The organism is Octadecabacter antarcticus 307 (genome assembly GCF_000155675.2).
GTDB classification, from domain to species: domain Bacteria; phylum Pseudomonadota; class Alphaproteobacteria; order Rhodobacterales; family Rhodobacteraceae; genus Octadecabacter; species Octadecabacter antarcticus.
This window is the reverse complement of sequence record NC_020911.1, coordinates 3,724,060-3,743,738: the sequence shown is the minus strand read 5'-3', so window position 1 is coordinate 3,743,738 and position 19,679 is coordinate 3,724,060. Positions and strand designations below refer to the sequence as shown.

The following is a 19,679-nucleotide window of genomic DNA, read 5'->3' as shown; positions in this document are numbered from 1 at the left end:
CGGGCGGCATTCAGCCCAAGTTGAAAAACTGCGCTCAGGTCCGCATCGAAAAACCTAAAACCATATTGCCGTTTGCAGCAATGGTACGAATGGCCGCATTTTTATTGCGTAAAATCAGTACAAAAACAGTTTTACTTCAAAATTTTGACCCTTGCCCGACCACTGCTCACCGCATGATGAACGGATTGGCCATTAGGCTATCAGAGGTGCTGATCCATGTTGTCTTTTTGTGGGTGTAATCGTGGATTGCTTCGCGACCCGCTTCGCAACCGTAGCCGGATTGGCTGTACCCTCCAAACGGCACAATTGGAGAGACAGCACGGTATGTATTGATCCAGCAGATGCCAGCTTTCAGCCGTGCAGAGACACGGTGCGCACGCGCGAGGTTCTGGGTGAATACCCCCAGACCCAAGGCCGAACGGTGTGTCGTTGGCCATCGCAACGGCCTCTTCTCCTCGGTATCAAAGGGGATCAAGGACATCACAGGGCCAAACATTTCGACCTGTAGAGTTTCAGTGTCGGGCCTTGCGCATTCTACAAGGGTTGGCGCCATGGAGTTTCCAGGCCGTGCAATTGCGGCTCCGCCGAAGTGGATCACGGCCCCCTGTGTGAGGGATTTGGCCAACACGTCTTTGATACGATTGACCTGCGCAGGCGTGCAAAGTGGCCCCACGTGCGTGGCTGCATCCAATGGATCACCAACCATAATCTCATCGGTCTTTTGTACGATATGTTGAATTAGTTCTTTGAGGATGGGGCGATGGTTCAAACCGCGCGAACCCGCCACACAGCTTTGCCCAGACGCCCCGAAATTACCCGCAATCAACCCATTCGCCGCCCCGTCTAAACCTGCATCTTCAAACACGACAATCGGTGATTTTCCGCCCAATTCCAAAGACGTCACTGCGAAGTTTTCTGCTGAGTTGCGGAGCACATGGCGCGCGGTGTCCGGCCCACCTGTAAAGGCGATACGATCAACGTCCACGTGGCGGGTCAGTGGGACAGCGCAATTTTCAGCGTCGCAACTGATAACGGACACCGTGCCGGCTGGAAATCCTGCCTGTTCGATTAAACGCGCAAATTCCAGCAGCGGTGCAGGTGCCACTTCCTAGACTTTTAGAACCACTGCGCACCCTGCCGCCAACGCAGGGCCAAGCTTGGTCGCCGTCAAGAACATCTGTGCGTTCCAAGGTACGATAGCGCCAACCACACCAATCGGTTCGCGTCGCGTAAAGACATGCATATCGGGATTATCGATTGGCAGGACCGCGCCTTCAATCTTATCGGCCAAGCCCGCATAATACCTGTAGTAGTCGCTGACATATTTGGTCTGACTTGCCGTTTCAGCCAGAAGCTTGCCGCTGTCCGTGGTTTCAATCTGACCCAGATGCGCGCGGTTTTTTCAATCAGATCGGCCAATCGTCAGATCGGCCAACAGGTAGAGTAGCTTGCCGCGCTGGGTTTGCGTCATATCACGCCATTCAGGGTCGTTTAAAACACGTCGCGCGCCCACAATGGCGCGGTCCACATCTTCTGGGGCCGCGCCGGCAAATGTCGCCCAATTTTCGCCCGTAGCGGGGTTTTGCGTGGCCATGATCTGACCGGTCGCACCTTCGGACCACACGCCATCAATGAACAATTGATAATGTGGTTTCTGTGTCATCTGGCCCCTCATGAAAACACTGGCATGACGTCGTAGATAAAGCGCGAAAGTGAGTCGCGTCTGCGGTCAAAGTCCATCCCACTGTCGATCCAGAAGGCGGGGCGCATCTGGGATGGCGAACTGGATGGTCAGATAGTGCGATCGACGAGCTGTATCGTTTTTGTCCATCAACGGCACCATGATTGGCGCATTTGCCCCACCGCGCGTGTTTGTGAAGGCGAGGTATGATTTCGCCCAGAACAGGTCTGAATGCCTGAATTTCAGGCTTCAGATCTTCGACAAAGCGCCCTGCCCACGGTTTGCGCACGACAGCTGCGACGACAAACATGCGCCATGGTCTGTCTGCAGCGCCGAAGCCCTCAATCAAAACCTCTTCGTCATAGGTAACGATTTTTCACATCTCTGGCTGCATGTCGATCTCCTCACAGCATGCGGAAATTGGTCTGCCTCAGTTCTGAGGTCGATCTCCCAATAAGATCGCAAGATGATTTGTGAACAAGGGAGATAGAAGATGGCATACTATGTTGGACTAGGTGGGTCGTTGCGATCCTGCGCGCTTTGCAAGCTTTCTGCATCTGATTGAACGGATTGGTTTTGAAGCAGGCACAATGAGCCAGCATCTGTACTTTGGTCTGAAAGCAGAAGGCTTAGATGTCGTGTGCATGGCGGCACGACAGGTCAATGCGGCGCTGTAAGCGATGGGCAATAGTGAGATGGTTCAGCAAATGATCCAGTGAATTGTTTACCTATCGAACGGATAAGAATGGCGCACGTGGGATCGCGCAAATACTGCACACGGGTTGGTTCAGCCCGGTCAATATGAAGAGCTGAGAGGCCCACGGTGTCCGTGCCCTATTGAGCACACGCTAAGCCTTGCTCAAGAAGACAATGGACTTGGCCAATGAAGTGCGCGGGCTGTTGAAGGTATTTGGCATCCGCCTGACCAAGACTGTGAAGCACGGCGGTTTTGATGGCGTCGTCCGGCCATTAATAGAGATGGACGGCGTTTTAGTGCACGCCTTGGTGCCGATCTTGGATGCACGTGTGGGTATGTATCCGCACGCATCGGAACTGGGCCGGCGCGTCAAACGCGCGGCGACCCATGATGAGGACTGCATGCGGATCATGAGTGGGGGCATGCGGCGGCTGCGTACAAAGGGCCGTCGTCGCGCAGTCGTCGCAGTCGCACGCAAACTCGCTTCACCGGATGTAGACGGATGGCACTGGATTGCGCCTCAAAGCAAGGCTCTCCACTGCCGATCTGACATATGCGTGCAGCGGTGCCATCATGGCATCAACCAGACTGCGAAGAGACGCGTGACCAGGGTGAGTGACAAAGCCCCAAAACAAACTAGGAAAATGAGCTCGACCCAAACACTGAACCGGCCCGGCTTTACCGGAGGGCAAAACTCTCGGAGAATTGCCCGTTATGGAACAGACACAAAAGAAGAAGGCCTCGAAGCCGTATTCACCTGAGTTCCGCGAGCGTACGGTTCGGCTGCTTATGGAACACCGCGATGAATATCAGAGCGAAGCTGCGGCGCTGACGGCGATCGCGGGTAAATTGGGTTGTTCACCGGACAGCCTTCGCGTTTGGGCCCGTCAGGTCCAGCGCGATGGCGGCGAACGGCCAGAGCCTACCAGCGCTGAGAAGGCGCGGATCAAGGAACTTGAGCGTGAGAACCGCGAACTGCGTCAAGCCAATGAGATTTTGCGTAAGGCGTCGGCGTATTTTGCACAGGCGGAGCTCAACCGCCCGTTTCGCAAATGATGGATTTCATTGCGGAAAGCCGAGAGACACTTGGGGTCGAGCCAATCTGCAGGGCGCTGCAGTTTGCCCCTTCCACTTATTATGACCGGCGCGCCATCGCGCGTGATCCTGAGCGGGCGTCAGCTCGTGCCAAGTCTGATGCCGCTCTGAGCGTCAAGATCGACGGGGCCTGGGCGGACAACTGCAAACTCTACGGGGCCCGAAAGATTTGGCATGTTCTGCGACGGGAGGGTGAGGATGTTGCCCGCTGCACTGTGGAGCGGTTGATGCGCGCCTTGGGCATCAAAGGCGTCGTTCGTGGCAAGAAGGTCATTACCACGAACCCGGACACGTCTTTGCCATGCCCCCCCCTCTCGGCAGATTTGCTTTGCAAATCGCCTGCCAGGCAATGGACGACAAGGTGAACCGCCTGTTCAAGGCGGATCGGCCAAACAAGCTGTGGGTTTCAGACTTCACTTACGTGCCCACATGGTCAGGGACAGTCTACGTCGCGTTCGTGATTGATGTCTTTGCAAGGCGGATCGTAGGCTGGCGCACATCGACATCAATGAAGACCCAATTCGTGCTCGACGCGTTGGAGCAAGCAATCTGGCAAAGAAAAACACCAGATAACAAGGCTTTGGTCCACCACTCGGACCGCGGATCACAATACCTGTCGATCAAGTATACCGAGCGCCTGGCCGAGGCCGAAATCGATCTCTCGGTCGGAACCGTCGGTGATGCCTACGACAATGCGCTGGCCGAGTGCGTCATCGGCCTCTTCAAAACCGAAGTCATCAACCAAATCGGTCCATGGAAATCGATGCGTGAGGTTGAGTGGGAAACGCTGAAATGGGTCGATTGGTATAACAACCGCCGCCTGCTCGGCCCCATCGGATACATCACACCCGCAGAAGCAGAGGAGGCGTTCTATGCAAACCTGAACAAACTCGATATGCTCGCCTAGTCATTGAATGAATCACCCTCCGGTAAAGCCGGGGCGGTTCAGACCTGTGTGTATTACAACTGGTTCGAGACACGGCAGTATGTAGCGTCTGGGTCGTCGGGACAGGGCACAACCGAGGTGGCCCAAGGTGTCTCTACAGTGCGGGTTCCTGGATCGTCCAAATCCCTGAAAGTCCCGAAGCGGCGAACCGCCGCGCCGGTAATGCGGACCCCGGCGATGCGGCTGGGTGCCGACAATCCAAAGAACAAGGCACCTGATCCACGCAGGATCTTTTATCGACCTTGGTTGTTCCACGGCACACCGCTTTGGAGAAAGTTCGAGACACGGCAATGGCTTTCTCAATCAAGAGGCCCCCGCGAAATAAATCGCGAAAGACTCTATGTGTCCCAAAAGCCGGAATGCGTCACGACCCATGGTCGGGCCTTTTTATTCCAGTCCATTGTGTTTTTCTTTCCAGTAATTTGGCTTGATGCCAGCCTCAAACGCAACGGCCTTGGCCAGATCAAGGATGCTGTATCGATTAGCGAAAGGCCTGCATCTGTCGAGGACCGTGCCGTTCCAGGACATTGGGAAGGTGACCTGATTGGTGGCTCTAGGAACAGCTATGTCGCGACGCTTGTGGAGCGCCATTCGCGGTATGTGATACTGGTCAAAGTCGCCAACAAGGACACCGAAAGCGTCGTCACTGGGCTGATCAAATCAGCCCAGAAATTGCCGCGCGAACTCTACAAATCTCTAACATGGGATCGCGGTAAGGAGCTGGCAGACAACCCACGCTTCACGCTGGCAACAGATGTCGATGTGTATTTTTGCGACCCTCAATCCCCCTCTCGGCAGATTGCTTTGCAATCGCCTGACGGGCAATGCGTGGCAGCGTGGCTCCAACGAAAATACCAACCGTTTGCTGAGGCAAAATCTACCGCGCGGAACTGATCTGTCCGTCCATTCACAAGCAAAACTCAGCGCCATTGCCAGACAACTGAACGAACGACCACGCAAGACCTTGCAATATCAAACACCAGCTGAGAGATTTGCGGAGTGTGTTGCGTCGATCAGTTGAGCCCACCGCTCAAAGAAGACCTTCGTGGCACTGCGGAGAGGAAATTGTGTTTGGCGAGCTAGGCAAGGTCGGCTCAGCCGGACGATGCGACTTCTAGGCGTAGTAGCCCCAATGACTGCTTCTGAGAAACGGGCATCTGACCGAAGATATTTTGTGCGTTCAACAAATGGGTGTTATTGTCAGTGCTACAATCGTATGAGTTTTGGCTGGGTGGCCTCGAGTGGCGGCAGCCGCTAGCAGTGAAATCTCAGCCTTTCGGAATTGTTCAGTTCTGCAATGGAAAGTAGGCATCATTTTGATCTCATATTGAACCTCCCCGGCTTTACCGGAGTGTGATTTATTCAATGACTAGGCGACCATATCGAGTTTGTTCAGGTTTGCATAGAACGCCTCCTCTGCTTCTGCGGGTGTGATGTATCCGATGGGGCCGAGCAGGCGGCGGTTGTTATACCAATCGACCCATTTCAGCGTTTCCCACTCAACCTCACGCATCGATTTCCATGGACCGATTTGGTTGATGACTTCGGTTTTGAAGAGGCCGATGACGCACTCGGCCAGCGCATTGTCGTAGGCATCACCGACGGTTCCGACCGAGAGATCGATTTCGGCCTCGGCCAGGCGCTCGGTATACTTGATCGACAGGTATTGTGATCCGCGGTCCGAGTGGTGGACCAAAGCCTTGTTATCTGGTGTTTTTCTTTGCCAGATTGCTTGCTCCAACGCGTCGAGCACGAATTGGGTCTTCATTGATGTCGATGTGCGCCAGCCTACGATCCGCCTTGCAAAGACATCAATCACGAACGCGACGTAGACTGTCCCTGACCATGTGGGCACGTAAGTGAAGTCTGAAACCCACAGCTTGTTTGGCCGATCCGCCTTGAACAGGCGGTTCACCTTGTCGTCCATTGCCTGGCAGGCGATTTGCAAAGCAAATCTGCCGAGAGGGGGGGGCATGGCAAAGACGTGTCCGGGTTCGTGGTAATGACCTTCTTGCCACGAACGACGCCTTTGATGCCCAAGGCGCGCATCAACCGCTCCACAGTGCAGCGGGCAACATCCTCACCCTCCCGTCGCAGAACATGCCAAATCTTTCGGGCCCCGTAGAGTTTGCAGTTGTCCGCCCAAGCCCCGTCGATCTTGACGCTCAGAGCGGCATCAGACTTGGCACGAGCTGACGCCCGCTCAGGATCACGCGCGATGGCGCGCCGGTCATAATAAGTGGAAGGGGCAAACTGCAGCGCCCTGCAGATTGGCTCGACCCCAAGTGTCTCTCGGCTTTCCGCAATGAAATCCATCATTTGCGAAACGGGCGGTCGAGCTCCGCCTGTGCAAAATACGCCGACGCCTTACGCAAAATCTCATTGGCTTGACGCAGTTCGCGGTTCTCACGCTCAAGTTCCTTGATCCGCGCCTTCTCAGCGCTGGTAGGCTCTGGCCGTTCGCCGCCATCGCGCTGGACCTGACGGGCCCAAACGCGAAGGCTGTCCGGCGAACAACCCAATTTACCCGCGATCGCCGTCAGCGCCGCAGCTTCGCTCTGATATTCATCGCGGTGTTCCATAAGCAGCCGAACCGCACGCTCGCGGAACTCAGGTGAATACGGCTTCGAGGTCTTCTTCTTTTGTGTCTGTTCCATAACGGGCAATTCTCCGAGAGTTTTGCCCTCCGGTAAAGCCGGGCCGGTTCATATAGCTTGAGAGATTCCTTCAACATCTGAATAAACGCTGATTTTCAACCATCGCTTGATCGTTCTGGCGAGGCGTTGATTGCCGCTCATGAAGAAGCGATCTTCTTCGATTTCACGATCAAATGACCGACGGCCGAGGTATATTCCGGACATAACCGTGACCTGAGTCTCGACATATAGATTGACATCAAAGCCTGGATCGGAGGCACAAAGCTCGACGGCCTCCCCTGGTTTAGTAATGAGCCAGTGAGTTGATGCAGCGGAAGTCGCAACGGAAAAATTGAAACGAACTACGTTTCGTCGGGGCGGTAATTCCCCAATGATGATCCGCCGTTGAAGGGTCCACATCAGCACGTCTGCATCGCGGTCTTCTAGGGCAACCTCTGCCTCGATGTGCCGTTGCGCCCACTTTGCAAGGCCTTGAAGGATGGGGTCGAGTTCTGCTGCCTTGTCCGATCTGATGTAATCGATGCTGCCTGTTGCCAAGTCTTCGACACGTTCAAGCTATCCGTTTACCTGCATTTCTTTCAACCGTTTCGTAAGCAGAGAGGGAGATATTCCTGGCATCCCGCGCCTAATTTCGTTGAATCTGGTGGATCCCCCCCAAAGCTCGCCAAGTATCTGTATCGTCCAACGGGGATCAGAACTTCGCAAGCTTTTGAGGTCGGGCAAAACAGGCCGAAAGGCTTTGTAGTCATTTCAGTTGCTCCTCACGCGTTGCGCCACTTCATACGCCAATTGTAGCCCTGGAATGCGTTTTGTGGCCAGTACACTTTCTGTATCGGGACTGCTTCACATCCTGCCCTACCGGCTGAGGTCGGGCTTCTGGCACCATTTACTCATCAAGGGTTTCGCTCCGAAGTCCAACAAGGAGGCAAGAAAGATGACGCATATTTTGCAACAGACAGCTTCAACAAAGTTTTTGTTGGGCCGCTCGTTGTCCCGACTGGTCTCAGTTATCGGCAGGGTTTGTACCGAATTCAACAATCGCCGACGACTGAACGCATCGGTCGGAAAACTTTCCGCCAAGAAACTCCGGGACATCGGGTTGACTGAAAATGATGTAACGTCAATCGATCGGCAATCGTTTTTGAACGACTCGTCGCTGTGCTCGTCGCTGTGTTTGATTGAAGCTCGAAACGAGAGACGTGGAAATTGGTAGTCTGGATCGGAAGGGCAACCTTTTCGCGGAGTGGACGAAAAAACCTGACACTCCCTATCCGGCTAAAGCGCGACTTTTTGGCACGGCTGAAAAGGGTCTGTTTTTCGCAGCCAAAAGATGCGGACAAAGCGCTCTCTGCCACAGTTGAGTCGACGTCCGCTATGTCCGCGGGAGTTAGCTGATGGGGTGGATGGCTTCTGCTCCAACCGACGTCGCAATGCGTCATACTGCAGATGTCACAAACGGCAAATGAGAGGAGCCACCGCATGCAAGTTACAACAATCGGCCTCGACCTGGCCAAGAACATTTTTCAAGTTCACGGGACCGCTAGAGACGAAGAGGTCGTCTTCAACAGGCCGTTGAGACGCGCACAACTATTACCGTTCTTCACGAAGCTTGAACCCTGTCTCATTGGTATGGAGGCCTGTAGCAGTGCGCATCATTGGGCTCGGGAGTTCACAGCGTTGGGCCATATTGTCCGCCTGATCCCGCCGACATATGTCAAACCATACGTCAAACGCGGGAAGTCCGACGCCATCGATGCCGAGGCCATTTGTGAAGCGGTAACGCGTCCGACGATGAGATTTGTTGCGATAAAAACCGTTGAGCAACAAGCTCTGCTGTCGCTCCATCGCGCACGGGCTCTGCTTGTCCGACAACGCACCCAGTTGATCAATGGCTTGCGTGGTATGGTCGCTGAGTTCGGCGTTTACATCGCGAAGGGCCTCGCGCGGGTCATCGGATTTGCAGAGGATATTTTAGTAGGCGAAGTGCTAGATCTGCCCGAGATTGCCAATGAGGTGATCCATAACCTGTGTGAGCACCTCGTGGCACTTCACGCCCGAATCCGGTGGTATGAAGAACGGCTCAAGCTGGTCGCCAAGGAAGATGCGCGGGTCCGTTTATTGCGTACTATTCCAGGCGTTGGTGTTGTGACAGCCTCGGCAATCATCGCCAGCATTGGTGACGGCCATCAGTTCCGCAATGGCCGTGAGTTTGCAGCATGGCTGGGTCTGACGCCTGCAAACAAGTCCAGCGGCGGGAAAGAGAAACTGGGGCGCATTACGAAAATGGGTGATCAATACTTACGATGCTTGCTCGTCGTCGGCATGACATCACTTGTCCGACAGACCAAATCCCACCCGGAGCGCGCCAGCAAATGGCTAACATCGTTGCTGGAACGAAAACCAGCGCGCGTCGCAACTGTCGCGATGGCAAACAAAACGGCAAGGATTGTCTGGGCGGTCCTGACCCGCAACGAACCATACACACCCCACACAGTTTGAGAGACAAAGGAACAACGAGTTAGCAAGACCTGCGAGATGATGATGCATAAGTCTGCCGCTAAAATCAAGACACCCCGCCGAATGGCTCGGGCATTAAAGCCCGCAAAGCTGATAGGGACTTGGTTTGCGGAATCCATCAGGGCCAGCGGTCAAAACCGCGCAAACAGGCCCCTCTCATTGATTGCTTTACAATCAACTGCCGGGCAGCGGGAACACATGACTGCTTCTGACAAATGCACAAATCTGATCAAATATGTCTTCCTATGCAGGAGCCATCCACACACGACCTTAGCTACACAAATGAAAAGGGGCCCGCCATCGCTGGCGCGCCCCTCCAAGTCTTGAAAGCAGCGCTTACTGCGGAATTTCCGCTGTCAGACCTTCGACGTAGAACGCCATGCCCGCCAAACCATCATCGCCATAGTCGGACGCAGTCTCTCCCTCAGCGAGCCATACAGACCCGTCCTGCTTGTTGATCGGACCAGTGAACGCGTGGTATTCGCCGGACGCCAACCGCGCGATCATGTCTTCGGCGGATGCTTTGACCTCGGCTGGGATCGCGTCGGAAATTTCACCGATGCCAACCATGCCCGGGCCGATGCCGTCCCACGTGGACGTGCTTTCCCATGTGCCATCGATGATGGCTTGGGTGCGCGCAATGTAGTAGGGTGCCCAGTCATCAATGATCGACGATACGCGTGGCAGGGGTGCGAATTCCGGCATGTCGGACGCCTGACCGAAGGTGTAGATCGTCGCCCCTGCATCATTCGCGGCGGCGGCTGCGGCTTGTGGCGCAGTTGAATCCGTATGCTGCAAAATCACGTCAGCGCCTTGTTCAATCAGAACGGCGGCAGCTTCTGCTTCTTTGGCTGGGTCGAACCACGTGTAGGCCCAGATGATCTTGAACTCGACGTCAGGGTTCACTTCAAGCGCGTGGATATACGCCGCGTTGATTCCACGAATAACTTCCGGGATCGGGAAGGACGCGATGTAGCCGATGATATTGCTCTCGGTGATCTGACCCGCGATATGGCCTTGAACGGCGCGACCTTCATAGAAACGTGCGGAATAGACAGACACGTTGTCGGCCTGCTTATAGCCTGTCGCGTGCTCAAAACTAACATCTGGGAAATTCGCCGCGACATTGATTGTCGGGTCCATGTAGCCAAACGACGTGGTGAAAATCAGGTCAGCACCCTCAAGCGCCATCTGCGTCATCACACGTTCAGCGTCAGGGCCTTCTGGCACGCTTTCTACGAACACGGTCTCAACCGCATCGCCAAATTCTGCTTCAACGGCCAAACGGCCTTTGTTGTGCTCATACGTCCAGCCGCCGTCCCCGATTGGGCCTACGAAAACGAAACCGACTTTGACCGGGTCGTGGCCATCAGCCAATGCGACGCCGCCCAGCATGGCCCCGGACATGGCAATCCCAGCAGCGCTCGCCAAAAGTGTTCTTCTCAACATGTGTTATCCCCTCAGGATGTTTTCGGAATGTGCCTCAACGCGAGGCATGGAACGTCTTGCCAAGTGACCCCGGCGCACCGCCAGCAGATATAATGACCAAAACGATGATGGTGGCAATATACGGAGATGCCGAAAGCCAAAGTTGATCGTTGAAAGACCAGCCCAGTGCGCGGTAGCCCAAAACCAATATGGCAAAGCCCAAAAATGTCGCGACAATTCTTACCAAGTGTCTGGAAAGACCACGCGAAACCACGACCCCCCCGATCAATATCAGCGCCGCAATCAGGCCAAGGATCCACGGCAACACGTCCAACAAAGGCAGTCCTGCCGCTTGCAGGTTCAACTGCAAAACAGTCACCCCGCCAAAAAGATAGGCACCCAGCAAAAGCCGGCCCGGTTTCCAACTGGCGAACACGACAATCGCCAGCGCAATCCAACCCGCACCCGCCGTCAAACCATCCGCATAGGTCGGCACCCGCACGATGGACAGATACGCGCCACCAAGACCTGCACAGGCGCCACCAAACATAATCGCCAACAGGCGTGTGCGCACAACGTGATAGCCAAGGGCGTGGGCGGCTTCGTGGTTTTCGCCCACGGCGCGCAATACCAACCCGGCGCGGGTTTTCTTTAGGAACCACCAGACGCCCGCGACAATCGCCAGCCCGACATAGACCATCGGATCATGCTGGAACACAATCGGGCCAATCACTGGAATATCGCCCAGCAGCGGGATGTGCCAATCGGGGAACGAAGGTGCCTTAACCCCCAGATACCCCTGTCCCATCAGCGCCGCGAGCCCGAGCCCGAATAGCGTCAACGCCAGCCCCGTTGCCACCTGATTGGACATCAAAAATTGCGTCAGAATTCCGAACAAAAATGCCATCGCAGCGCCACCAAAGGCGGCGGCGATAAATCCAAGCCACGGTGACCCCGTCGTGATGGCTGCAATGAAACCGACGATCGATCCGGTGATCATCATCCCCTCAACACCAAGGTTCAGAACGCCGGACCGCTCCACGACCAGTTCCCCAATCGCAGCGAGCATGATGGGTGTCGCGGCGACCATCAGTGACGCCAGCAGCAGCAGCGGATCAATTGAGCCAAACATCAAACGCTCCCCAGTCCATGAACGCCCAGATGCAACGCACCTGCGACAAAAACTGCACTGCCCAGCAGCGCACTGACATGGTGCAGGGGCGTGCGATGCAGCCGATTGATCCATGCGTGGCTGCGCGGTGAAAGTCGCGCGGCAAAGATGACAGCAAACAGGACAACAACGATGATCGCCACATGTGCGGCGGCAAATGCGATCAGCGCCCAGCCCGTGACGCCGCTCTCGCCCGTCAACGCACCCTGCAGCATCCACATCATCATCAGCCCCATAAGTGCGCCCATAATGATCGGCATTGGTTTAGCAAAAACGCTCATGCGACGCTCCCCTGTTTGATGCGAACGCGGTAATTCGTCAGCACATCAACGCCAAGAAGGAAGAACAGCAACATGCCCTGAAACACCTGTATCGCGGCCCCCGGCAGGCCGAGCGAACTTTGCGCCACATCACCGCCGATATAAGTCAGCGCCATCAGCGTACCTGCGAACAAGATGCCCACCGGATGCAATCGGCCCAGAAACGCCACGATGATGGCCGTGAACCCGTAACCGACGTTAAAATCAATGCTCACCAATCCTGCGGGTCCCGCAACTTCGGTCAATCCTGCAATACCCGCTAATGCGCCCGACGTGCCAAGACAGAATAAGACCAACCGCGCTGGGCTGACGCCGGAAAACGCCGCCGCGCGCGGCGCTTGGCCCGCCAGTTTGATCTGAAAGCCAAGGATGTGGCGCGCGAATAGGATGTAGGCAAAGATTACCCCAATCAGCGCAATGACCACGCCCCAGTGCATGCCGTTAGATTGGTCAATCCAACTGCTTGCTGATGAATATTGCGACAGATTGCGCGATCCCGGGAACCCCATACCTTCGGGGTTTTTCATCAACCCTAGCGCCATCGACGCCAGCAATTGTTCTGCCACATAGACCAGCATCAGCGACACGAGGATTTCGTTGGTGCCGAATTTCACCCGCAACAACCCGGGGATCATTGCCCATGCGAACCCGCCAAACGCCCCCGCGACCAGCATCGCCGGAAAGATCAGCCAGCGTGCCTCCATCGGATAAAACGCCAGCGCGACGCCCGCACCGCACAGCGCGCCGATGATGTATTGCCCCTCGGCACCAATGTTCCAGATACCCGCTTTGAACCCAAGCGACAGGCCCAACGCGATGGCAACCAAAGGTGCGCCCTTGATCAGCAGTTGTGGCAGGTAGAAAAAGTTGAACTCGCCAAACAGCGGTTCCCAGAAAATTTTGCCCAATGCCTCAATCGGTGGCTTCCCAAGGGCGGCGAACAGCGCTGCGCCAAAGATCATCGTCAGGATCACCGCGACAATCGGTGCGCCAAGCGACCAGAACTGCGACGGCTGTGGCCGTTTCTCAAGCATGATCATGACCGCACCTGCACTACCGTTGCCATACAGATTGTGCACAGGCGGTGTACGCTGTGTGCCACCTTAAAATCAGCCAACATGGGCGACCTCCATATCGTGCGCGCCGCCCAACATCAGGCCAATTTCGTCGACCGTCAGACCAAGTGCAGGGCGTGGTTTGCTCAGCCGCCCTTCGTTCAATGCGGCAAACAAATCCGAAATTTCCATAAGCTCATCAAGGTCTTGGCTGATCACAATGACGCCCGCACCATTCGCCGCGAGGTCCAACAGCGCCTGCCGGATCGCCGCCGCCGCACTCGCGTCAACGCCCCAAGTCGGTTGATTAACGATCAGTATTTGTGGATCTTGAAGGATTTCCCGCCCGATGACGAATTTTTGCAGGTTGCCGCCGCTCAAAGACCGCGCCGCATTGCCCGGTCCGGGCGTGCGCACATCAAAGCGTTCAATCACCTCTTCGGCAAAGGCACGCGTCTTGCCCCAGTCGATAAATCCGTTCTTTGTCAAATCCTTACGCTTTCGCGCCGTCAGTGCCGCATTTTCGGTCAGTGACATATCAGGTGCCGCGGCATGGCCCATACGTTCTTCTGGGGCAGCACAAATGCCCAAAGTACGCCGCGCGTCTGGCGGAAGGTGGCCAATATCTTGATCTAGAAAGCTAATCTGCCCTGGACCCACCCTAATCTCACCGGACAACACGCCCAACAGTTCATCCTGCCCGTTACCCGCCACACCGCCGATACCAATGACGTCACCGGCGCGAATTTCCAGTGTGACATCTTTCAATGGTGTCCCAAATTCCGCAGGCGACGGCGCCGACAAGCCCTTGATTTTCATTAAGGTTTCGCCAACAGTTCCAGCTTCTCGGTTCGGCACATGCAACGTACCACCGACCATAAGCTCTGCCATCTCTCGCGCGCTCGTTTCACGCGGAACGCAGGTGCCCACGACCTGTCCCAATCGCAAAACAGTCGCGTGGTCACACAGGGCGCGAATTTCCTCAAGCTTATGAGAAATATAAAGAATTGCTGTGCCTTCGGCCTTCAACTTGCGCAAGGTCTCGAACAAAACGCCGACCTCTTGCGGTGTCAAAACGGACGTCGGTTCGTCCATGATCAAAACCTTGGGATCCTGTAGAAGGCAACGAATAATCTCAACCCGCTGGCGCTCTCCCGCGCTCAGATCCCCGACGATTCGTGTTGGATCAAGCGGCAATCCATAGGTCTTCGACACCTCAGTGATGCGCTCTGCCAAGTCACGCATAGGGGGGGGATTTTCCATCCCAAGGGCGACGTTTTCTGCGACATCCAATGCCTCAAACAGTGAAAAATGCTGGAAAACCATGGCGATACCGGCCGTGCGTGCTGCGCGCGGTTCAGCAGGCGTGAACGGCACACCGTCCAGCGTCATTATCCCGCTGTCTGGCTTTACCAATCCGTAAATAGTTTTGACTAAGGTGGACTTGCCGGCCCCATTTTCACCCAGCAACGCATGGACTTCACCAGCAGCAATATTAAAGGATACGTTCGAATTGGCGACAACTCCGGGATAGGCCTTGGTCAACCCCTCAAGTTTCATAAGCGGTTCGGTCATCCGGTGCGGTCCCCTGCTTTAGGTACTGTGGTGGCGTTTGCCGAGTTTAAGATTAGCGCGGCCGCGACGCTTATCGCAATGGCTTGGGGATGCTTTCCAAAGGAAGGATCGCCAATGGGACACGCAATGCGTGCGATCTGTTCGCCGCGATGCCCCATTGAGGCGAGCCTTGATCGAAACCGCGCCCATTTGGTCGCTGATCCAATCAAGCCGACGCTGCCAAACCCGTGCCGCAACAGCGAATCGCACAGCGCGAGGTCAATGTCGTGTGAATAGGTCAGGATCAGGTGATCTGCATCTTGCGGCGCATGTGCAACCGCGCGCACGGGATCGCTGGCCACCAACGGTGACACATTTGCGGGCAGGGAATTGGGCATCCGATTTGCCGCTGTGTCGATCAACGTGATGTGACGATCGTTGAGCGGCGCGACAACGCCCGCAATTGCACGTCCCACATGGCCCGCGCCCCAAATCCAGAGGGGCGGTTCAGTCGGGTCACTTTCCAAAGCTTTATGGCTGAAATCCAGCGTAACGGCGCCACCGCAACATTGCCCCAGATCAGGACCGAGAGGGATCGTGCGCTGCACTTTTTCTGGACCACCTGCGAGCATCCGCCGCGCAATATGTGTGGCCTCAAACTCTAACGCGCCGCCGCCGATTGTCCCGTCCTGACGGTCCGCCCAAACCCGCATCGTCGCACCCGCTTCACGTGGAACGGACCCTTTGGTGGCGGTCACCGATATGGTTACAAACCCGCTCATGCGCGTGATCGCTTCACAGCCTGCAACACTTCTTGCGCCGTCGCGGGGGCTTGCAAATCAGGATATGTCGGCCCGCAGGCAGCGCAGGCATCCGCCAAAGCCAAATGCGCGGAAATGCCCAACATGAACGGCGGTTCGCCCACAGCCTTTGATCGGTAAATCGTTTCAGCAGGGTTTTCGCCGTCCCACAACGCTACGTTGAAAACCTCAGGTCGGTCTGAACAGGCCGGGATTTTGTAGGTGGACGGCGCATGGGTTCGAAGGCGGCCCGCATCGTCCCAAACCAGTTCTTCCGTCGTCAGCCAGCCCGCGCCTTGCACGTAGCCGCCTTCAATTTGGCCGATGTCCAGCGCGGGGTTCAACGACGCACCCGCATCATGCAAGACATCAACCCGCAACAGGCGATTTTCACCGGTTAGCGTGTCAATCACCACCTCTGAAATTGCCGCTCCATAGGCGAAATAAAAGAACGGTCGGCCTTTGCCTGCGATGCGATCCCATGCGACGTCGGGGGTTTTGTAAAATCCGGTGGCGCTCAGGCTGACACGGTTTTCGTAGGCGATCTTGGCGGCAGCGGCAAAGGACATTCCCTCATCTGTGGCAAAGACTTGCCCGTCGCGAAACGTCACCGCGTCCGGTTTGACTTGGTGCAATTCTGCAAGGCAGGCTGCAATCCTGTCGCGAATAATATCGCAGGCGTTCTGCACCGCCATCCCGTTCAAATCTGTCCCGCTCGACGCGGCCGTGGCTGACGTGTTGGGGACCTTGCCTGTGTCCGTTGCAGTGATCTTGACCGCCGCGACATCGACCCCGAACCGCGCAGCCGCCACTTGCGCGACCTTCTGGAACAATCCCTGTCCCATCTCTGTGCCGCCGTGGTTCAGTTGAATCGACCCGTCCTGATACACATGCACCAACGCACCCGCTTGGTTAAGATGGGTCAGCGTGAACGAAATTCCGAATTTCACAGGTGAAAACGCGATGCCTTTCTTCAGGGTCGCATGACTGTCGTTCCACGCAGAAACCGCTCGACGACGCGTGTCATAATCGGCGTCTTTTAACACCTTATCTGTCATTTCGTGCAGGATGAAATCGGTGACATCCATATCATACGGGGTCGTATTATTGGTCTTTGGTGGCGTGGGCGAATGCGCGCTGGCGAACCGATGCGCGCGGCCAGAACCAGACGCCACGTTGATCGCCCCGCCCGCCGCAGGCGCCGCGCCGTAATAATTGATGCGTCGCACCTCAGCAGGGTCCTCGTCCAACACATGCGCCACGTGATCCATCACGCGTTCAACGCCGAACATCCCCTGTGGTCCGCCGAAGCCGCGAAAAGCCGTCGCACTTTGCATGTTCGTCTTAAGGCGGTGTGACGTGATCCGCGCCGCGGGCAGCAAATAGGCGTTGTCGGCGTGCAACATGGCGCGGTCCGCCACCGGAAGCGACAGATCCTGTGCCCAGCCGCAGCGGGTATAATGGGTGAAATCCACGCCAGTCAGTCGTCCGTCATTGCCAAAGCCCACATCGTAATCAATGCGAAAATCATGGCGTTTTCCGGTGATCGTCATGTCATCGTCGCGGTCATAGCGCATTTTACAGGGCTTGTCTGTCAGCCGCGCGGCGACAGCACAGCTCACAGCGAGCGCGTTACCTTGGCTTTCTTTCCCACCAAATCCGCCCCCCATGCGGCGGATTTCGACCCGCACCGCATGCATCGGCACGCCCAAGGCCTCGGCGACTTTGTGTTGGATTTCGGTCGGATGCTGCGTTGAAGACTGCACCACCATATCGCCACCTTCTTGCGGCAGTGCGAGGGCGGCTTGTCCTTCAAGATAAAAGTGTTCCTGTCCGCCCATTTCGAGGCGACCAGACAGGCGGTTGGGGGCCGACGTCAGCGCGGCGTCCACATCGCCTTTGGTATAAATGCGCGGTCCGTCTTCGAACCGCGCATCGGCGGCAAGCGCGTCTTCGATGCTTAGGATCGGGGTTTCTTTTATGTAGTCAATCTCGCCTTGCCGCGCGCCAAATCGGGCTTGCAGGTGCGTGCGCGCCACAACAAGGAAAATCGGCTGACCAAGGTAGTGGATCGCACCGTTTGACAGCATCGGTTCATCATGGATCGATGGTGACACATCGTTTGCAAACGGAAGATCATCTGCGCTCAGGACTGCCACCACACCGGGGGCGGTCTTGACGGCGTCAAGGTTCATTGACACGATTGTACCACGTGCGATGTCGCTGGTCCCAAAGGCCAAGTGCAGGGTGCCACTGGGCATTGGGACGTCGTCAACGTAACGGGCCGTGCCTGTCACATGCAGGCGCGCTGCATCATGCGGCAGGGGTTTTGAGACACTCATGCGTGGACCTCCAACACATTGGTCTCAACGCCGGCTAAATCATCAAAATAGCGGCGCAACTGGCCTTGGGCAGCCTCCATTCGGTACGCGGCTGAGGCGCGCATGTCAGACATCGGCTGGAAATCATCCGCAAGGGCCACTGCGGCCGCATCAATGGTGTCGCGGGTCCAAGGCTGCCCGACCAGCGCCGCCTCTGCCAGCTTTGCGCGTTTCGGGGTGCCTGCCATGCCCCCAAACGCAATGCACGCAGCGGTTATTGTGTCGTTTTCTACAATCACATTAAAGCAGCCGCATACCGCAGAAATGTCCTGATCAAAACGTTTAGACAACTTGTAGCAGCGCAACGCGGGGGCGGATTTGGGGATCGTCACGGCCTCAACAAACTCGCCTGCTTTGCGGTCCTGTTTGCCGTATTCGATGAAAAAGTCTGCAATCGGCATATCGCGGCGGGTGTCGCCGTGGCGCAGATGAAGCGTCGCATCCAAGGCAATAAGCGCGGGCGGATTATCCCCGATCGGGGACCCGTTGGCGATATTGCCGCCGATGGTCGCCGCATTGCGCACTTGTTCAGACCCATAGCGGCGGATCATATTTGCGAAGGACGGATGCAGTGTTCGCACAGCGGCCAACACATCCGTCATCGTCACAACCGCGCCGATGCGCAAAGCGTCGCCCAGATCGTCGATCTGTTGCAGGTCGCGGCACCGGTTCAGAAATGCGACCTCACCCATTTTGCCGTTCTGGTCGCGGAAATCTTTGGTGACCCAAAGACCGACGTCTGTGGCACCTGCGATCAGCGTGCCGTTGGGATTGGCCAAGTACCACGCCGCGAGTTCACCGCTGGTTTCTGGCGCAGAGATATCCGTTTTTTTACTTAGATGAACTGGAGCGGGGGCGTCGTAAACGTCGCGCATATGATCAGGGACCGCTGCGCCCTCGGCCGATTGAGCAGCACGAACAATTGGGGCGTATCCGGTGCAGCGGCACAGATTTCCGGCAAGCACATCGTCGTGATCGGTGCGCCCGTTTAAATGGCCCGTCGCCATCGAAACGACAAACCCAGGTGTGCAGAAACCGCATTGGCTGCCATGGTTGTCAATCATCGACTGTTGCACGGGGTGCAAGGTGCCGTCAGGGGCTGCGACACCTTCGACAGTGCGCACCGCTTTGCCGTGAAGTTGCGGCATAAAAAGAATGCAGGCGTTCAGCGCCCGCGCGCCTTTGTCGTCGGTTATCATTACCGAACAGGCGCCGCAGTCACCCTCGTTGCAGCCTTCTTTGGTTCCAGTAAGATGGCGCACTTCGCGCAGCCAATCGAGCAGCGTTTGTGTGGGGTGGGTGTCCACCTCCACGGCCTCTCCGTTGAGAAGAAACGTGATGTTCATGTGTTTGCTCTGCCGCGGTACCAATGAGTTT

14 protein-coding genes, 5 pseudogenes and 2 other annotated features are annotated in these 19,679 nt (G+C 56.2%); of the genes and pseudogenes, 5 read left to right on the top strand and 14 right to left on the bottom strand.

The window, feature by feature from the left end:
• Nucleotides 1-166: 166 nt before the first annotated feature.
• From OAN307_RS19090 to OAN307_RS31700, 3 genes and pseudogenes are all read right to left on the bottom strand, one after another.
• Nucleotides 167-1,663, bottom strand: a pseudogene (locus OAN307_RS19090) (aldehyde dehydrogenase).
• 66 nt (nt 1,664-1,729) lie between these two features.
• Complete coding sequence (locus tag OAN307_RS31705; RefSeq protein ID WP_456299429.1) at nt 1,730-1,843, bottom strand: amino acid synthesis family protein; 114 nt, start codon at nt 1,841-1,843, stop codon at nt 1,730-1,732.
• A gap of 117 nt (nt 1,844-1,960) precedes the next feature.
• A pseudogene (locus OAN307_RS31700) lies at nt 1,961-2,030 on the bottom strand (hypothetical protein); the annotation flags it as partial.
• Nucleotides 2,031-2,196: 166 nt separating this feature from the next.
• Here OAN307_RS31700 and OAN307_RS30355 point away from each other — a divergent pair.
• From OAN307_RS30355 to OAN307_RS19065, 4 genes and pseudogenes are all read left to right on the top strand, one after another.
• A complete protein-coding gene (locus OAN307_RS30355; protein ID WP_245540898.1) occupies nt 2,197-2,358 on the top strand; it encodes a hypothetical protein in 162 nt (53 codons plus the stop codon).
• 178 nt (nt 2,359-2,536) lie between these two features.
• A complete protein-coding gene (locus tag OAN307_RS30350) occupies nt 2,537-3,139 on the top strand; it encodes a hypothetical protein (protein ID WP_245540897.1) in 603 nt (200 codons plus the stop codon).
• Nucleotides 3,093-4,380 (top strand): annotated as a pseudogene (locus OAN307_RS19070) (IS3 family transposase). The gene OAN307_RS30350 and the pseudogene OAN307_RS19070 overlap by 47 nt, the downstream one beginning before the upstream one ends.
• Nucleotides 3,389-3,505, top strand: a sequence feature (AL1L pseudoknot). It overlaps the preceding pseudogene by 117 nt.
• A gap of 480 nt (nt 4,381-4,860) precedes the next feature.
• Nucleotides 4,861-5,440, top strand: a pseudogene (locus tag OAN307_RS19065) (IS30 family transposase); the annotation flags it as partial.
• Nucleotides 5,441-5,788: 348 nt separating this feature from the next.
• Here OAN307_RS19065 and OAN307_RS19060 read toward each other — a convergent pair.
• The 3 genes and pseudogenes from OAN307_RS19060 to OAN307_RS31435 all read right to left on the bottom strand — a co-directional run bounded on the left by OAN307_RS19060 (nt 5,789) and on the right by OAN307_RS31435 (nt 7,781).
• Nucleotides 5,789-7,076, bottom strand: a pseudogene (locus tag OAN307_RS19060) (IS3 family transposase).
• Nucleotides 6,664-6,780: a sequence feature (AL1L pseudoknot), on the bottom strand. (Overlaps the previous pseudogene by 117 nt.)
• A gap of 48 nt (nt 7,077-7,124) precedes the next feature.
• Nucleotides 7,125-7,613 carry a hypothetical protein gene (locus OAN307_RS19050; RefSeq protein ID WP_051068061.1) on the bottom strand — a complete coding sequence of 163 codons (489 nt, stop codon included), beginning with the start codon at nt 7,611-7,613 and terminating at the stop codon, nt 7,125-7,127.
• 18 nt (nt 7,614-7,631) lie between these two features.
• Nucleotides 7,632-7,781 carry a winged helix-turn-helix transcriptional regulator gene (locus OAN307_RS31435; RefSeq protein WP_408634949.1) on the bottom strand — a complete coding sequence of 50 codons (150 nt, stop codon included), beginning with the start codon at nt 7,779-7,781 and terminating at the stop codon, nt 7,632-7,634.
• 774 nt (nt 7,782-8,555) lie between these two features.
• On the opposite strand from OAN307_RS31435, the gene OAN307_RS19045 reads away from it, so the two are divergent.
• On the top strand, nt 8,556-9,575 hold the full coding sequence (locus OAN307_RS19045) for an IS110 family RNA-guided transposase (RefSeq protein ID WP_015501191.1): 1,020 nt from the start codon (nt 8,556-8,558) through the stop codon (nt 9,573-9,575).
• A 354-nt stretch (nt 9,576-9,929) separates the two neighbouring features.
• On the opposite strand, the gene OAN307_RS19040 is transcribed toward OAN307_RS19045, so the two are convergent.
• The 8 genes from OAN307_RS19040 to xdhA form a co-directional block, all read right to left on the bottom strand.
• Nucleotides 9,930-11,042 (bottom strand): BMP family ABC transporter substrate-binding protein, encoded by a 1,113-nt coding sequence (locus OAN307_RS19040; protein ID WP_015501189.1) that lies wholly within the window; start codon nt 11,040-11,042, stop codon nt 9,930-9,932.
• 34 nt (nt 11,043-11,076) lie between these two features.
• The gene (locus tag OAN307_RS19035) at nt 11,077-12,153 is read right to left on the bottom strand and encodes an ABC transporter permease (RefSeq protein WP_015501188.1); all 1,077 of its coding nucleotides are present in this window, start codon (nt 12,151-12,153) and stop codon (nt 11,077-11,079) included.
• Entirely contained in the window at nt 12,153-12,473 is a 321-nt protein-coding gene (locus tag OAN307_RS19030; RefSeq protein ID WP_015501187.1) for a hypothetical protein, read from the bottom strand. Before OAN307_RS19030 ends, OAN307_RS19035 begins: the two co-directional genes overlap by 1 nt.
• On the bottom strand, nt 12,470-13,552 hold the full coding sequence (locus tag OAN307_RS19025; RefSeq protein WP_015501186.1) for an ABC transporter permease: 1,083 nt from the start codon (nt 13,550-13,552) through the stop codon (nt 12,470-12,472). The genes OAN307_RS19030 and OAN307_RS19025 overlap by 4 nt, the downstream gene beginning before the upstream one ends.
• Nucleotides 13,553-13,621: 69 nt before the next feature.
• Nucleotides 13,622-15,142: an ABC transporter ATP-binding protein gene (locus tag OAN307_RS19020; protein WP_015501185.1), complete on the bottom strand. Its 1,521-nt coding sequence runs from the start codon at nt 15,140-15,142 to the stop codon at nt 13,622-13,624.
• The gene (gene xdhC, locus OAN307_RS19015; protein WP_015501184.1) at nt 15,139-15,903 is read right to left on the bottom strand and encodes a xanthine dehydrogenase accessory protein XdhC; all 765 of its coding nucleotides are present in this window, start codon (nt 15,901-15,903) and stop codon (nt 15,139-15,141) included. The genes OAN307_RS19020 and xdhC overlap by 4 nt, the downstream gene beginning before the upstream one ends.
• Nucleotides 15,900-18,263, bottom strand: a complete 2,364-nt coding sequence (gene xdhB / locus OAN307_RS19010; RefSeq protein WP_015501183.1) for a xanthine dehydrogenase molybdopterin binding subunit — start codon at nt 18,261-18,263, stop codon at nt 15,900-15,902. Before xdhB ends, xdhC begins: the two co-directional genes overlap by 4 nt.
• Nucleotides 18,260-19,648 carry a xanthine dehydrogenase small subunit gene (gene xdhA, locus OAN307_RS19005; RefSeq protein WP_015501182.1) on the bottom strand — a complete coding sequence of 463 codons (1,389 nt, stop codon included), beginning with the start codon at nt 19,646-19,648 and terminating at the stop codon, nt 18,260-18,262. The genes xdhB and xdhA overlap by 4 nt, the downstream gene beginning before the upstream one ends.
• Between the last annotated feature and the right edge of the window lie 31 nt (nt 19,649-19,679).

Excerpts from the sequence above, each read along its gene's own strand:
- OAN307_RS31705 (WP_456299429.1), bottom strand. The coding sequence starts at position 1,843 with ATGGTGCCGTTGATGGACAAAAACGATACAGCTCGTCGATCGCACTAT.
- OAN307_RS19045 (WP_015501191.1), top strand. The coding sequence starts at position 8,556 with ATGCAAGTTACAACAATCGGCCTCGACCTGGCCAAGAACATTTTTCAA.
- OAN307_RS19040 (WP_015501189.1), bottom strand. The coding sequence starts at position 11,042 with ATGTTGAGAAGAACACTTTTGGCGAGCGCTGCTGGGATTGCCATGTCC.
- OAN307_RS19035 (WP_015501188.1), bottom strand. The coding sequence starts at position 12,153 with ATGTTTGGCTCAATTGATCCGCTGCTGCTGCTGGCGTCACTGATGGTC.
- OAN307_RS19030 (WP_015501187.1), bottom strand. The coding sequence starts at position 12,473 with ATGAGCGTTTTTGCTAAACCAATGCCGATCATTATGGGCGCACTTATG.
- OAN307_RS19025 (WP_015501186.1), bottom strand. The coding sequence starts at position 13,552 with ATGATCATGCTTGAGAAACGGCCACAGCCGTCGCAGTTCTGGTCGCTT.
- OAN307_RS19020 (WP_015501185.1), bottom strand. The coding sequence starts at position 15,142 with ATGACCGAACCGCTTATGAAACTTGAGGGGTTGACCAAGGCCTATCCC.
- xdhC (WP_015501184.1), bottom strand. The coding sequence starts at position 15,903 with ATGAGCGGGTTTGTAACCATATCGGTGACCGCCACCAAAGGGTCCGTT.
- xdhB (WP_015501183.1), bottom strand. The coding sequence starts at position 18,263 with ATGAGTGTCTCAAAACCCCTGCCGCATGATGCAGCGCGCCTGCATGTG.
- xdhA (WP_015501182.1), bottom strand. The coding sequence starts at position 19,648 with ATGAACATCACGTTTCTTCTCAACGGAGAGGCCGTGGAGGTGGACACC.